This window comes from Mycolicibacter hiberniae, from assembly GCF_010729485.1.
In the GTDB taxonomy this organism is placed as follows: domain Bacteria; phylum Actinomycetota; class Actinomycetes; order Mycobacteriales; family Mycobacteriaceae; genus Mycobacterium; species Mycobacterium hiberniae.
In genome coordinates, this window is the sequence record NZ_AP022609.1 from 1,158,695 (window position 1) to 1,172,643 (window position 13,949).

The 13,949-nt window shown below is 70.0% G+C and carries 12 protein-coding genes; 4 read left to right on the top strand and 8 right to left on the bottom strand.

Annotated elements, in window-relative coordinates; translation table 11 throughout:
* Positions 1-11 precede the first annotated feature (11 nt).
* From G6N14_RS05385 to G6N14_RS05395, 3 genes are read right to left on the bottom strand one after another with little or no spacing between them, the layout of a single operon-like run.
* On the bottom strand, positions 12-644 hold the full coding sequence (locus G6N14_RS05385) for an MBL fold metallo-hydrolase (RefSeq protein ID WP_085135877.1): 633 nt from the start codon (positions 642-644) through the stop codon (positions 12-14).
* A complete protein-coding gene (locus G6N14_RS05390; protein ID WP_085135876.1) occupies positions 641-1,726 on the bottom strand; it encodes an S-(hydroxymethyl)mycothiol dehydrogenase in 1,086 nt (361 codons plus the stop codon). The genes G6N14_RS05385 and G6N14_RS05390 overlap by 4 nt, the downstream gene beginning before the upstream one ends.
* A 10-nt stretch (positions 1,727-1,736) precedes the next feature.
* Positions 1,737-3,578, bottom strand: a complete 1,842-nt coding sequence (locus tag G6N14_RS05395) for an N-acyl-D-amino-acid deacylase family protein (RefSeq protein WP_085135922.1) — start codon at positions 3,576-3,578, stop codon at positions 1,737-1,739.
* Positions 3,579-3,689: 111 nt separating this feature from the next.
* Here G6N14_RS05395 and G6N14_RS05400 point away from each other — a divergent pair, with 111 nt between their 5' ends.
* Both G6N14_RS05400 and G6N14_RS05405 read left to right on the top strand, forming a co-directional pair.
* Positions 3,690-4,526 (top strand): serine hydrolase domain-containing protein, encoded by an 837-nt coding sequence (locus G6N14_RS05400; protein ID WP_085135875.1) that lies wholly within the window; start codon positions 3,690-3,692, stop codon positions 4,524-4,526.
* 124 nt (positions 4,527-4,650) lie between these two features.
* Positions 4,651-5,172: a DUF3145 domain-containing protein gene (locus tag G6N14_RS05405; protein WP_085135920.1), complete on the top strand. Its 522-nt coding sequence runs from the start codon at positions 4,651-4,653 to the stop codon at positions 5,170-5,172.
* A gap of 18 nt (positions 5,173-5,190) precedes the next feature.
* On the opposite strand, the gene G6N14_RS05410 is transcribed toward G6N14_RS05405, so the two are convergent.
* Positions 5,191-6,120 (bottom strand): diacylglycerol kinase, encoded by a 930-nt coding sequence (locus tag G6N14_RS05410; protein ID WP_085135921.1) that lies wholly within the window; start codon positions 6,118-6,120, stop codon positions 5,191-5,193.
* A 49-nt stretch (positions 6,121-6,169) separates the two neighbouring features.
* Complete coding sequence (locus G6N14_RS05415; RefSeq protein ID WP_109559819.1) at positions 6,170-7,759, bottom strand: FAD-binding oxidoreductase; 1,590 nt, start codon at positions 7,757-7,759, stop codon at positions 6,170-6,172.
* A gap of 56 nt (positions 7,760-7,815) precedes the next feature.
* Here G6N14_RS05415 and G6N14_RS05420 point away from each other — a divergent pair, with 56 nt between their 5' ends.
* Positions 7,816-8,400, top strand: a complete 585-nt coding sequence (locus tag G6N14_RS05420; RefSeq protein WP_085135873.1) for a TetR/AcrR family transcriptional regulator — start codon at positions 7,816-7,818, stop codon at positions 8,398-8,400.
* Complete coding sequence (locus G6N14_RS05425; RefSeq protein ID WP_407663072.1) at positions 8,397-9,929, top strand: glycerol-3-phosphate dehydrogenase/oxidase; 1,533 nt, start codon at positions 8,397-8,399, stop codon at positions 9,927-9,929. The genes G6N14_RS05420 and G6N14_RS05425 overlap by 4 nt, the downstream gene beginning before the upstream one ends.
* Here G6N14_RS05425 and G6N14_RS05430 read toward each other — a convergent pair.
* From G6N14_RS05430 to kasA, 3 genes are read right to left on the bottom strand one after another with little or no spacing between them, the layout of a single operon-like run.
* Positions 9,926-11,347 (bottom strand): acyl-CoA carboxylase subunit beta, encoded by a 1,422-nt coding sequence (locus tag G6N14_RS05430; RefSeq protein WP_085135872.1) that lies wholly within the window; start codon positions 11,345-11,347, stop codon positions 9,926-9,928. The two genes, G6N14_RS05425 and G6N14_RS05430, sit on opposite strands and share 4 nt — an antisense overlap.
* Before the next feature lie 46 nt (positions 11,348-11,393).
* Positions 11,394-12,662, bottom strand: a complete 1,269-nt coding sequence (kasB, locus tag G6N14_RS05435) for a 3-oxoacyl-ACP synthase KasB (protein WP_085135871.1) — start codon at positions 12,660-12,662, stop codon at positions 11,394-11,396.
* 33 nt (positions 12,663-12,695) lie between these two features.
* Positions 12,696-13,949: a 3-oxoacyl-ACP synthase KasA gene (gene kasA, locus G6N14_RS05440; RefSeq protein ID WP_085135870.1), complete on the bottom strand. Its 1,254-nt coding sequence runs from the start codon at positions 13,947-13,949 to the stop codon at positions 12,696-12,698.

Sequence of the window (13,949 nt, forward strand, 5' to 3'; positions counted from 1 at the left end):
GCGGCGCATCGTCAGTGGCCGCGGGCCACCCACTCGTCGTAATGGACCAGTTCGTCACCGATACGGGTGCTGTCGCCGTGCCCGGTGTAGACCACGGTGTCGGCGGGCAGCTTGCCGAGCCGTCCGGAGATCGATTCCAGAATCGTCGGGAAGTCCGAGAACGAACGGCCGGTCGCGCCCGGTCCGCCGCAGAACAGGGTGTCGCCGCTGAACACCGCACCGGCCTCCGGTGCGTGCCAGCACACCGAGCCCGGCGAGTGCCCGGGGGTGTGCAGGGCCCGCAGCTCCAGTCCTCCGACGGTGAGGGTGTCGCCGTCGGCCACGGGGCGAAATTCGCTGTCCGGGTGGGTCATCTGCCACAGCATGTCGTCGCCGGGGTGCAGCAGCACCGGGGCGTCGAGGAGCCGGCTCAGTTCGGGAGCCACCGTGATGTGGTCATTGTGGCCGTGCGTGCACACCACCGCCACCACGTTGCGCCCGGCGACGGCCTCGACGATCGGGGCCGCGTCGTGGGCGGCGTCAAAGACCACCACATCGGAATCGTCACCGACGATCCAGATGTTGTTGTCGACTTCCCAACTGCCGCCGTCGAGTTCGAAGGTGCCGTGGGTGACCACCCGCTGAATCGGGCTGCCGGCGGTCATAGCACCACGACCGACCGCAGCACCTCGCCGCCGTGCATGCGGTGGAAGGCGCTCTCGACGTCGGCGAGTCCGATGCGCTCCGAGACGAACTTCTCCAGCGGCAGCCGGCCCTGCAGATAGAGGCTGATCAGGGTGGGGAAGTCACGTTCCGGCAGGCAGTCGCCGTACCAGGAGGACTTCAGCGAACCGCCGCGGGAGAAGAAGTCGATCAGCGGCATCTCCAGGGTCATGTCCGGGGTGGGAACGCCTACCAGCACAACGGTTCCGGCCAGATCGCGGGCGTAGAAAGCCTGCTTCCAGGTCTCGGGCCGGCCGACGGCGTCGATCACCACGTCGGCGCCGAAGCCGTCGGTGAGTTCCTGAATGGTCTCGACCGGGTCCTGGGTGCGGGCGTTGATGGTGTGCGTCGCGCCGAACTCACGCGCCCAGGTGAGCTTGGTGTCGTCGGTGTCGACGGCGATGATGCGCCGGGCGCCCACCAGTGCCGCGCCGGCGATAGCCGCGTCGCCCACACCGCCGCAGCCGATCACCGCCACGGTGTCATCGCGGGTGACGCCGCCGGTGTTGACGGCGGCACCCAGGCCGGCCATCACGCCGCAGCCCAGCAGCCCCGCCACCGCGGGGTCGGCGCTGGGATCGACCTTGGTGCACTGCCCCTCGTGGACGAGGGTCTTGTCGGCGAATGCCCCGATGCCCAGCGCCGGCGTGAGCTCAGTGCCGTCGGTCAAGGTCATCGGACGCGAGGCGTTGAACGTGTCGAAGCAAAGATGCGGGCGGCCGCGCTTGCACGCCCGGCACTGTCCACACACCGCACGCCAGTTCAGGATCACGAAGTCGCCGGGGGCCACCGCGGTGACCTCCGATCCGACCGACTCGACGGTGCCGGAGGCCTCGTGGCCCAGCAGGAACGGGTAGCTGTCGTTGATGCCGCCGTCCCGGTAGGTCAGGTCGGTGTGGCACACCCCGCAGGCGGTGATCGCGACGACGACGTCGTGGGCGCCCGGCTCAGGGATGACGATGTCCGTCAGCTCGACCGGCTTGCCCTTTTCACGGGAGATCACCCCGCGCACTGTCTGACTCATGGGCTCAACCTTATGTTGCCGCTTGTGTGCCCGGTGCGCAGGCTTGCGCGGCCTGCGCGCCCGGGGCCGGAGTGCGGGTATCGGCCCGCAGGAAGCTTCCGGTGCGTTGCGTGCCGAGCACGCTGGTGGGCTGACCGTCGAGAACCACTGCGCGGCCGGACACCAGGACGGCGGTGACGGTTTCGTCGTTGCGGTTGACCATCCGCGACATCCCGCCATAGTGGGCGAAGGGCTCCTCGGCGTAGGCGTCGAGGGTGTCGTCCAAATGGGCGGGGTCGATCACCACGATGTCGGCGCGGTCGCCGATGCGCAGGTGGCCGGCGTCGATCCGGTACCAGTCGGCCAGTTCACCGGTCAGCCGGTGCACGGCCTGCTCGACCGACAGGAACGGCTGCCCGGCTTGCTGGGCGTCCAGCGCGTGGCGCAGCAACCGCAGGCCCATGTTGTAGAACGCCATATTGCGCAGGTGCGCGCCGGCATCCGAGAAACCCATCTGGATGCCGGGTTCGGCGGCGAGTTTCTTGAGCACCTCGGGGCGGTGGTTGGAGATCGTGGTGTGCCAGCGCAGCGCGGTTCCGTGCTCGAGCACCAGGTCGAGGAAGGCGTCGACCGGGTGCACGCCACCACGGTCGATGCCGACCTGCCCGAAGGACTTTCCGACCACCGAGGCATCGGGGCATTCGACGATCTCGGCGTCGAAGAAGTCGCGGTGCCAGACCCGCGGCCCGTACTTGCTTTCGTAGTCCTTGCGGAAGCGGCGCCGGTAGGACTCGTCGCGCATCAAGGTGTCCCGCTCGAGCGACTCCCGCAAGTGCAGCGCCTCGGCGCCCGCCCCGAACTCCTCGAAGATCACCAGATCGATGCCGTCGGCGTAGACCTCGAACGGCACCGGCAGGTGCTGCCAGCGGAAATCGGCGCCCAGCTTCTTCAGCATGCGCGATGTCTTGATGATGGTCGGAATTGCCAGGCGGTTGCTCTTGACGTCGGCCGCGGCCAGCAGAGTGGTCTTGAGCGGCCGGCGGAAGATCCCCAGGGACTGGGCCAGCTGCGACGCCACGTCGAACGGGTTCTTGACGTCCGGGCCGGCCTGCAGAATGCGCCCCGCGCGGCGCAGCTTCGCCTTGAGCCGGCGCAGTTCCTTGGGCTTGGCGTAGGTCGAGGGCAGCGTGCGCGAGCGGCAGACGTCGCCGTCCATCTTGTCGAAAAGCAACTGCTGGGAAGACATCCCGACGAATCCCGCCTGCAACGCCTCGTCGAGCATCTGTTCCATGCGGGCCTGCTCGGAGGCCGTAGGCCGAGCGTCCGAGCGGGTGGCGCGGTCCAGTCCCATGGTCGCGGCGCGCATGTCGGAATGTCCGATGAACGCCGTCACATTGGGGCCGAGCGGCAGCTTCTCGAGGCTGGCAATGTAGTCCTCACAACTCGACCAGGTCTTGTGCGCATCGATGGTGTCGACCACGTACTGGCGCGGGATGGCCTCCACCCGGCCGAACAGGTCCCCGGCGTCGGGGCCGTCGACATGGATGGTCGACAGCGAGCACGATCCGACCAGCACGGTGGTGACGCCGTGCCGTACCGACTCCGACAGCGAGGGGCTCAGCAGTAATTCGACGTCGTAGTGGGTGTGGATGTCGAGCAGCCCGGGCAGCACCCATTTGCCGGCCGCGTCGATCACCTGGTCGCAGCCCGCCTCGTCGAGTGGTTCGGCGGAGATGGCGGCGACGTGCCCGTCGCGGAGTCCGATATTGCGGATCGCCGACGGTGCGCCGGTGCCGTCGAACCACCGGCCTCCCCGGATCACGATGTCAAAACTCACAGGTGTTTCCTTTCCGACCGATACCGCTCCCAGCATGGCCTGCAACGCCGGCGAAGTCTCGACATCTGCCGACATTTCTGCGCCGGCCCGGCTGCGTCGCCGCCGCGGAGTCGCCCGGCCTCGCCGCTGTGCCTAGGCTGACTGCCGATGCCCGCCGCACACGATCCCCTCGCCGCCCTTGCCGACTGGCCGGTCGGCCATGCGGCCGCCGCCGTCATCGCCCCCTCGGGGGTGCTGGCCACCCACGGGGACATCGCCCGGCCGTTCTACCTCGCCTCGGTGACCAAGCCCCTGGTGGCGCGGGCGGTGCAGGTCGCAGTGGAGGAGGGGGCGGTGGAACTGGACACCCCGGCCGGGCCGCCGGGCGCCACCGTGCGGCATCTGCTGGCGCACGCCTCGGGGCTGGCGCCGGACTCCGACCGGGTCCTGGCCAAGCCCGGCGCCCGGCGGGTGTACTCCAATCACGGGTTCGCGGTGCTGGCCGGCGCCGTGGAGCGGGCGGCCGGAATCGAGTTCGGCCGCTATCTGAGCGAGGCGGTGTTCGAACCGCTGGGCATGACGGCCAGCCGGTTGGACGGGGGAGCGGCGGCCGCCGGCTACGGGGGCACGTCCACCGTCGCCGACCTGGCAGCCTTTGCCGGCGACCTGCTGAGGCCGATCACCGTGTCGCCGCAAATGCACGCCGAGGCCACCGGCGTGCAGTTCCCCGGCCTGGACGGCGTGCTGCCGGGCTACGGGCCGCAGCGGCCGAACGACTGGGGGTTGGGCTTCGAGATCCGCGACGGCAAGACACCGCACTGGACCGGGGTCGCCAACTCGCCGCGCACCTTCGGTCACTTCGGGCAGTCCGGCACCCTGATCTGGGTCGATCCGGCGATTGAGCGGGCGCTGGTGGTGCTCACCGACCGCGACTTCGGGGACTGGGTCACCGGGCGCTGGCCGGCGGTGTCCGACGCCGTGGTGGCCACCTACGGCCGGGACTAGCCAACAGGCGTCACACAAGGCACAATAGACACATACAACACTAAATACTCAGCTGCATCACCGCTCGGTTCGGTCCGCCAGGTCGTTGGGGAAGACGTCCCTCGTGGAGCCGAAGGAGCAATTGATGCGCGCGACGAATCAATTCGCCGACGTGACCAGCGGCGTGGTGTACATCCACGCCTCGCCCGCGGCGGTGTGCCCGCATGTCGAGTGGGCGTTGACCTCGGCGTTGGGTGCTCGCAACGGTCAGGCGAAGCTCAACTGGACGCCGCAGCCGGCCATGCCCGGACAACTGCGTGCCGTGGTCAACTGGGTCGGCCCGGTGGGCACCGGCGCTGCCCTGGCCAGCGCCCTGCGCTCCTGGTCGGTGTTGCGTTTCGAGGTCACCGAAGACCCCAGTGCCGGAGTGGACGGCCAGCGCTTCAGCCACACCCCGCAGCTTGGTCTGTGGAGCGGCACGATGAGCGCCAACGGTGACGTGATGGTCGGGGAGAACCGGCTGCGCGCACTGATGGCCGGCGGCGCCGACGCGCTGGCAGCGGATCTGGAAACGGTGCTGGGCACCGCCTGGGACGAGGCCCTGGAGCCCTACCGGCACGGCGGCGATGCCGCGGAGGTCTCCTGGCTCAGCCGCGGCGTCGGCTGAGCGAGGATCCTCGGCAGGCTAGGGGCCCGGGCGGCAGGTTAGGGGGGCCGGGCGCAGAATCGCCAACGCAGCCGGCACCGCCGACACCGTCACCGGCAGCGGGCCCACATAGTCGCCGTCGGCGTAGGCGTTGATACCGGGGCACTCCACGCGCACCGATGCCGCCCGCCGGGTGCTCACCTCATCGAGATCCACGTGGGTGCCCTTGAACACGGTGGGGAACAGCCGGATCAGCTTGGTCCGCGAGCCGGAGTGCACCATGGTGACGTCCAGCAGACCGTCGGCGTGGTCGGCGCCCGGGCAGATCAGCATCCCGCCGCCGTAGCTGCGCGTGTTGCCGAACGCCGCCAGGGTCAGCGCCACGTCCACGGGATCGTCGTCGTCGAACGTCAACCGGAACGGCAGCAGGCGCAGCTGCGAGATCTCCGCCACCATGGCGAGGTTGTAACGCATGCGCCCGTGCGGCCAGCGCATCCGGTTGACGCGGTCGCTCACCAGCGAGTCGAAACCGGCCGCCATCACCGTGCCGAACCAGGTCACCGAACCGTCGTCGTGGGCGACGCGGCCCAAGTCGACGGTGTCGGCCCAGCCCTGGGCCACCACGTCCGCGGCCGCCTCGGGATCGCCGGTGGGCAGGCGGTACTCGCGCGCGTGATCGTTGCCGGTGCCGGCGGGGATGATCCCCAACGGCACGTCGCCGCCGGCCAGCGCCTGCAGCGCCAGCGAGATCACGCCGTCACCGCCGGCAACCACCACGGCGTCGGTGCCGCCGGCCAGCGCATCGTCGAGCAACTGCCGCGCGTGGGCGGGGTCGGTCCCGACGAGGTGCGCCACGTCGATGCCGCGCCGCTGGAACTGCGCCAGCGCCCGCTCGGCGGCATGCCGGGCGTTGCCGTGTCCGGCTGCCGGGTTGGTCAGCAGCGTGATCCGGTGGATCTCGCGGTTCATCGGGCCCCGCACCTCCTCGTCGCTGCGCATCGCATCGTCGCGGCGCGCATCACGGAATGAGTTTGCCCGGGTTGAGGATTCCGGCCGGATCCAAGGTGGCCTTGACGGCCCGCAGCACCTGCACCCCCAGCTCGCCCACTTCGTCGCGCATCCACGGCCGATGATCGGCGCCGACGGCGTGGTGATGGGTGATGGTTCCTCCGGTACGCATGATCGCCTCTGCCGCAGTGGCTTTCGCGGCGCTCCACTGTTCGATGGGGTTGCCGCGCTGACCGGCGACCACCGTGAAGTACAGCGACGCGCCGGTCGGGTAGACGTGCGAGATGTGGCAGAGCACCAGCGCGGGTGTCCCGCTGTCGCCCAGTGCGGTGGTCAGCGCCTCGGTCACCGCTTCCTTGAGGGCGGGCACACCCGCCCAGTCGGTGGCGGTCTCCAGGGTTTCGCAGAGCGCGCCGGCGGCCAGCAGGGCGTCGCGCAGGTAGGGCGCGGAGAACCGCCCGTGCTCCCAGGCGCGTGCCGGTTCTTCGCCCAGTGACGTGCCACCGTGCGCGGCCAGCAGGGCCCGGGTTTCGGAGTGCCGGCTTTCGGTGTGCTCGGCGGTTCCCTCGAACAGCGTGATCGCCAGGCAGCCGCCGGTGATCTGCTGCCCGCCGATCTGCTCGGTGGTGGCCAGGTTCACCCCCGTCTCGGCTTCGTCGGACAACCGGATGACGGTCGGGCCGGTACCGGTCTGGGTGACCGCGCGCAGGGCCGCGGCACCGGTGGCGAAGTCCGGAAACGACCACGCCTCATAGCGGGTGGTCGCGGGCACCGGATGAACCCGCACCCGCACCCGGGTGATGAGCCCGAACGTGCCCTCGGATCCCAGCAGCAGTTGACGCAGGTCCGGGCCGGCGGCCGAGGCAGGGGCGCGGCCCAGGTCCAGCACTCCGGCCGGGGTGATCATGCGCAGCCCGCGCACCATGTCGTCGAAACGGCCGTACCCGGCCGAGTCCTGGCCCGAGGAACGGGTCGCGGCGAAACCGCCGAGGGTGGCGAACTGAAAGCTCTGGGGGAAGTGGCCCAGCGAGAATCCGCGTGCCCCGAGCAGTCGTTCGGCGTCCGGACCGGTGACGCCGGCGCCGAACTCCGCCTCGCCGGACACCTCGTCGAGGTGCAGCAGCTCATCGAAGCGGCGCAGGTCCACGCAGACCACGGCCGCGAAGTCGCCGCGAATGGGGTCCAGGCCCCCGACCACGCTGGTTCCGCCGCCGAAGGGGACGACGGCGATGCCGCGCCTGCTGCACAGGTCCAAGATGGCCGCGAGTTGGTCTTCGCCGTCGGGGCCGCCGGGCAGCAGCACCGCGTCGGGTGCATCTTGGGGTCCGGAACCGTTGCGCCGCAGCAGGTCCAGGGTGGACTTGCCGCCGGCGTGCAGCAGCCGGGCGGTGTGGTCGGTGCGGCAGAACTCGGCTCCGACGATCGCCGCCAGGTCCGCGTTGTCGGCGTCGGACAATGCCGACGGTGTCAGCGGCACCTGCGCGGGATCGGCTTCCGGTGCGCTGGTGCCCTCGACGCCGAGCGTCGCCTTGAGCAGGTTGCGGATGCCGTCGGACAGCGGTTTGGCCGCGCCGGGATCGCCCCAGGCGTTCCATTTCATCGGCGGGGTCAGGGCGTCCTGGGCATCGGCCGGCGTCATGCGTTACAGTATTACATATGCTGTCAACCAGTAATGACGAGCAGGGGGAAGTCGGGGAGCGGATCCTGCACGCCGCCGCGGACTGCCTCCTGGCGCTCGGTGTCGAGCGGGTCACGCTGGCGGCCATTGCGCGTCGGGCCGGGGTGAGCCGTCCCACCGTCTACCGGCGCTGGCCGGACAGCCGCTCGGTGATCGCCGCCCTGCTGACAACGCGGGTCACCGCGGCCTGGACGGAACTGGCCGCCGCGCAACCGGGAACCGGGCGCGAGGCGCTGGTCGGCCGGATCGTGGCGACCGCCGACCGGCTGCGCCACGACGAGGTGGTGATGCAGGTGCTGCACCACGCACCCGATCTGGCGATGGTCTACATCGCCCAGCGGATGGGGGCCAGCCAGCGGCGGCTGATCGACCTGGTGGCCGCAGAGCTGAGCGCCGCGCAGAGCGCCGGCAGCGTACGCGCCGGTGACCCGCGCCGGCTCGCCGCGATGTGTCTGCTGATCACCCAGTCGGCCATCCAGTCCGCGCAGCTCGTCGCGCCGATCCTGGACGAGGCCGCACTCTCCGCCGAACTGGCCTACACCCTGAACAGGTACCTCTCGTGATATTTTCCACCGCCGCACTCAACGCCGCCCGGCGCACCGCCGAACTCAACGCACTGGCCGACGGCCCGCCGGTCGACGTCGTCGTGATCGGCGGGGGCATCACCGGTGCCGGCATCGCCCTGGACGCAGCTGCCCGGGGACTGCGGGTGGTGTGCGTGGACAAGCACGACCTGGCGTTCGGCACCAGCAGGTGGAGCTCCAAGCTGGTGCACGGCGGACTGCGCTACCTGGCCACCGGCAACGTGGGCATCGCGCGGCGCAGTGCCATCGAACGCGGCATCCTGATGACCCGCATCGCGCCCCACCTGGTCCGGGCGATGCCGCAACTGGTGCCCCTGCTGGGAGCCATGCGCCCGCGCGACCGGGCCCTGGTCCGCACCGGGTTCCTCGCCGGGGACGCCCTGCGCCGCCTGGCCGGCACCCCGGCCACGGTGTTGCCCCGTTCGCGGCGGATCTCGCCGGCGCAGGTCGCCGAACTGGCGCCCACGGTGCGCCGCGACGGCCTCGACGGCGGCCTGCTGGCCTACGACGGACAACTGATCGACGACGCACGGCTGGTCGCGGCGGTGGCCCGCACCGCGGCCCAGCACGGCGCGGCCATCCTGACCTATGTGGCGGCGTCGCACGCCACCGGCGACACCGTCACGCTGACCGACCAGTTCTCCGGGGAGTCATTGCAGGTGTCCGCGCGGGCCGTCATCAACGCCACCGGAGTGTGGGCCGCCGACATCGACCCCGCCTTGCGGCTGCGGCCCAGTCGCGGCACCCACCTGGTGTTCGACGCGGCGGCGTTCGGCAACCCGGCTGCCGCGCTGACGGTACCGATCCCCGGGGAACTCAACCGGTTCGTGTTCGCCATGCCCGAGCAGCTCGGCCGGGTGTACCTCGGTCTCACCGACGAGGAAGCTCCCGGGCCCATCCCCGACGTCCCGCAGCCGACTGCGGCCGAAGTCGCTTTCCTGCTGGACACGGTCAACACCGCGCTGGGGACCGCCCTGGACGCCAGTGACGTGCGCGGCGCCTACGCCGGGCTGCGGCCGCTGATCGACACCGGATCAGGGCATACCGCCGACGTCTCGCGCAACCACGCCGTGGTGGAATCCGGCAGCGGGGTGTTCAGCGTGATCGGCGGCAAGCTCACCGAATACCGGCACATGGCGCAAGACGTGCTGGACCGCGCCGTGCGGCAGCGGGCATTGGCCGCCGCGCCGTGCCGCACGCGCGACCTGCCGTTGATCGGCGCGCCGCGCAACCCCGGATCGCCGGTGCCGCCGGCCGGCCTGCCCGCGTCGCTGGTCTTGCGTTACGGCGCCGAGGCGGCCAATGTGCTGGCAGCCGCCACCTGCCGGCGGCCGGACGAACCGGTGGCCGAGGGGATCGACGTGCTCCGTGCGGAATTCGAATACGCGGTCAGTCACGAGGGCGCGCTGACCGCGGCCGACATCGTGGACCGCCGCACCCGGATCGGGCTGGTGGCCCAAGACCGGGATCGGGTGCTCGACGTCGCCCGGGAATTCGTGAGCGACTAGAGCGGGATGTTCTTGTGGCGGCCGCGGCGGGCGGGCGCCTCGGCCAGCGCCTGAGTGATCTTGCCGCGGGTGTGGGACGGGTCGATCTTCTCGTCGACCACGCCGATGTCGATGGCGCTGTCCACTCCGCCGGCGATCCGCTCGTGCTCGGCGGCCAGCTCTTCGTGCAGCGCCTCGCGCTCGTCGTCGGGCGCGGCGGCCAGCTTCTTCTTGTGCAGGATGCCCACGGCGGCCTTGGCGCCCATCACCGCGACCTCGGCGTCCGGCCAGGCGAAGACCTTGGTGGCGCCCAACGACCGCGAGTTCATCGCGATGTAGGCCCCGCCGTAGGTCTTGCGGGTGACCAGCGTGACGCGGGGGACGGTGGCCTCGCCGAACGCGTGCAACAGCTTGGCGCCGCGGCGCACCACGCCGCCCCATTCCTGCCCGACCCCGGGCAGGTAGCCCGGCACGTCGACGATCACGATCAGCGGAATGCCGAACGCGTCGCACAGCCGCACGAAACGTGCCGCCTTCTCCGCGCTTTCGGAGTTCAGGCAGCCGCCCAGCCGCAGCGGGTTGTTGGCCAGCACGCCGACCGTGCGGCCCGAGAGCCGGCCCAACCCGACCACCATCGACGGCGCCCACTTGGCCTGGAACTCATCGAAGGGGGCGTCGGAGTCGAGCAGCCCGAGCACCAGCGGGTGCACGTCATAGGCGCGGCGCGCGGACTCCGGCAGCAGCGCGTGCAGGTCGATCTCGCCCGCCTCGGCCTTATTGCGGTCGAAATGACCCTGCTGGCAGAACAACCCGACCAGGCGGCGGCCACGCGCGTAGGCGTCCAGCTCGTCGTCGGCGACGATGTGGCACACCCCGGACTTCTTGTGGTGGGTGTCGGGGCCGCCGAGGGCGGCCATGTCGACGTCCTCACCGGTGACGCTGCGCACCACATCGGGGCCGGTGACGAACACCCGGCCCTCCGGCGCCATCACGATGACATCGGTCAGCGCCGGACCGTAGGCGGCGCCGCCGGCGGCGAAACCGACCACCACCGAGATCTGCGGGACGAACCCCGAGGCCCGGATCATGGCCTCGAAAACCCGCCCCACCGCGTGCAGGGCTCGCACGCCCTCGGCCAGCCGGGCGCCGCCGGAGTGCCACAGCCCCACGATGGGGCTCTGTTCGGCGATCGCGGTGTCGTAGGCGTTGACGATGTGGTCGCAGCCCTCGATGCCCATCGCACCGCCCATCACGGTGCCGTCGGTGCAGAACGCGATGGTGCGCACCCCGTTGACGGTGCCTCCGGCGGCCAGCACCCCGGAGCGGTCACGCTCGTGCAGCAACTCCACGGTGCCGTCGTCGAAGAACGTCGACAGACGCAACAGGGGATCGCGCGGGTCGAGCGATTCGCCCACCGTATCGGGAGCCATGGTCGTCATCGCGCCTCTCCTTGCATTATTTGATCGCGGGTGTGTCTGCGGCTGGTCAGTACCGGCCGAAGACGATTGCGACGTTGTGTCCGCCGAACCCGAACGAGTTGTTGATCGCGTACTCGTAGTTGCCCGGCCGCGGTTCCCCGGACACCACGTCCAGGTCGATCTCCGGGTCGAGATTCTCCAAGTTACGCGTCGGCGGGATGACCTGGTCACGCAAGGCCATCACCGTCAGGATGGATTCGACCGCGCCCACCGCGCCCACCGAGTGGCCCAGTGCCGCTTTGGGCGCGTACACCGCGGCGTTGCCGCCGTGCGGCCCCAAGGCGAGGTTGATGGCGTGGCCTTCTGCCACGTCGCCCGCCGTGGTTCCGGTGGCATGGGCGTTGACGTGGCTGATGTCGCCAGGAGTCAGGCCGCCGATCTGGATGGCCCGCGTCATCGCCCGGCCGGCGGACTGGCCGTCGGGGTCCGGCGCGACGATGTGGTAGCCGTCCGAGGTGATCGACGCACCCATGATCCGGGCGATGATATTGGCGCCGCGCGCCTTGGCGTGCTCCTCGGTCTCGATCACCATCAGCGCGCCGCCCTCGCCGAACACGAAACCGTTGCGGTCGCGGTCGAAGGGACGACAGGCCCCCTCCGGGTCGTCGTTGCTGGTGGACAGCACGATGCGCATCTGGGCGAACCCGGCGATCGGCACCGCTTCGATCCGGGTCTCCACGCCGCCGCAGATCGCCATGTCGGCTTCGCCGAGCACGATCTGCTGCCAGGCGTGCGCAATACCTTCGGAACCGGATGCACAGGCCGAGACCGGGGTGATCACCCCGGCCTTGGCCTGCCGGTCCAGTCCGACGGTCGCGGCCGCACCGTTGGGCATGTACTTCTGCACGACCAGCGGTGAGACCGCCTTGAGGCCGCGCTCACGCATCCCGTCATAGGACCAGACGAGTTCCTCGCTGGAGCCCATCCCGGTGCCGATCGACACCATGAGGCGCCGGGTGTCGACTTCGGGTGAGCCGGCGTGCTCCCAGGCACGCCGGCTCAGCGCCAAAGCCATCTTCTGCAGGTAGGAAAGCCGACGCAGCTCGGTCCGACTCAACCCTTCGTCGAAGGACTCCGGGGTCTCGATGAGATGCCCGCCGATACGAACCGGCAGGTCATACTCCTCGACGAACGAGTCGGTGAGCTTGCGAATGCCGCTCTGGCCGTCCAGCAGCTTCTTCCAGGTGTCCTCCCCGTCCGCGGCCAATGCCGTCGTCATGGCGAAGCCGGTGACGACGACGTTGGGGAGACCCTTTCCCGTTGCCAGCGTTGACATGGCTGTTGCGAACTTCCCTCTCTTGGTACTGCTCTAGTACCGCCCGAAGGCGAGCGCGACGTTGTGCCCACCGAAACCGAATGAGTTGTTGATGGCGTAGGAGTACTCGCCGTAACGAGGTGCTCCGGCCACGACGTCCAGGTTGATCTCCGGATCCGGCGTCTCGTAGTTCAGCGTCGGCGGGATGACCCCGTCACGCAGCGTGAGCACCGTGAGCACGGACTCCAGCGCACCGACCGCTCCGATGGAGTGGCCCAGCGCCGACTTGGGTGCGTAGACCGCGGCGTGCTCGCATCCGGCTACCCGGATGGCGTTCGCCTCGGCGGTGTCACCGATCGGGGTGGCTGTTCCGTGCGCGTTGATGTGGTCGACGTCCTTGGGGGACAGACCCGCCAACTCCAGCGCCCGGGTCATCGCACGGCCGGCCCGCTTGCCGTCGGGACCGGGAGCCACCATGTGGTAGGCGTCGGAGGTGATCCCGGCGCCCATCAGCCTGGCCAGCGGCTTGGCGCCACGTGCCTTGGCGTGCTCTTCGGTCTCGATGATCATCAGCGCACCGGCTTCACCGAACACGAAGCCGTCCCGGTCCTTGTCGAAGGGCCGCGACGCACCCTCGGGGTTGTCGTTACGGGTCGACATCGCGCGCATCATCGAGAACGTCGCGATCGGCAACGCCTCGATGCCGCCTTCGACACCGCCGCAGACCGCGAAGTCCGCGTCTCCCATGACGATCTGGCGCCACGCGTGCGCGATCGCCTCCGAACCCGAGGAGCAGGCCGACACCGGGGTGATGACCCCGGCGCGAGCGCCGAGCTGAAGGCCGACCACGGCCGCCGCACCGTTGGGCATGATCATCTGAACGGCCAGCGGCGACACCTTGCGGGGGCCGCCCTCGTTCATCAGGTCATAGGTCTCGACGATCTTCTCGCCGCCGCCCAGTCCGGTACCGACGACGACCGTGAATCGGTCGGGGTCGACCTCCGGGGATCCGGCGTTCTCCCACAACCGCCCGGAGAGCAGCTTGGCCATCCGCTGGACGTACGACATCCGTCGCAGGTCCAGCCGGCCCATGTGTTCGTCGACCGGGTCCTTGAGGTGTCCGCCGATCTTGACCGGCAAGTCCCACTTGGTGACGAAGTCGTCCTCAAGCACATGGATGCCGCTCTCACCGGCGAGCAGACCCTTCCACGTGCTCTCGATGTCCCCGCTGATTGAAGTGGTGGCCTCAACGGCGGTTACCACGACATTCGGGTAACCGCCGTTGGCCGTAGAAGGCTGCGAGGACAC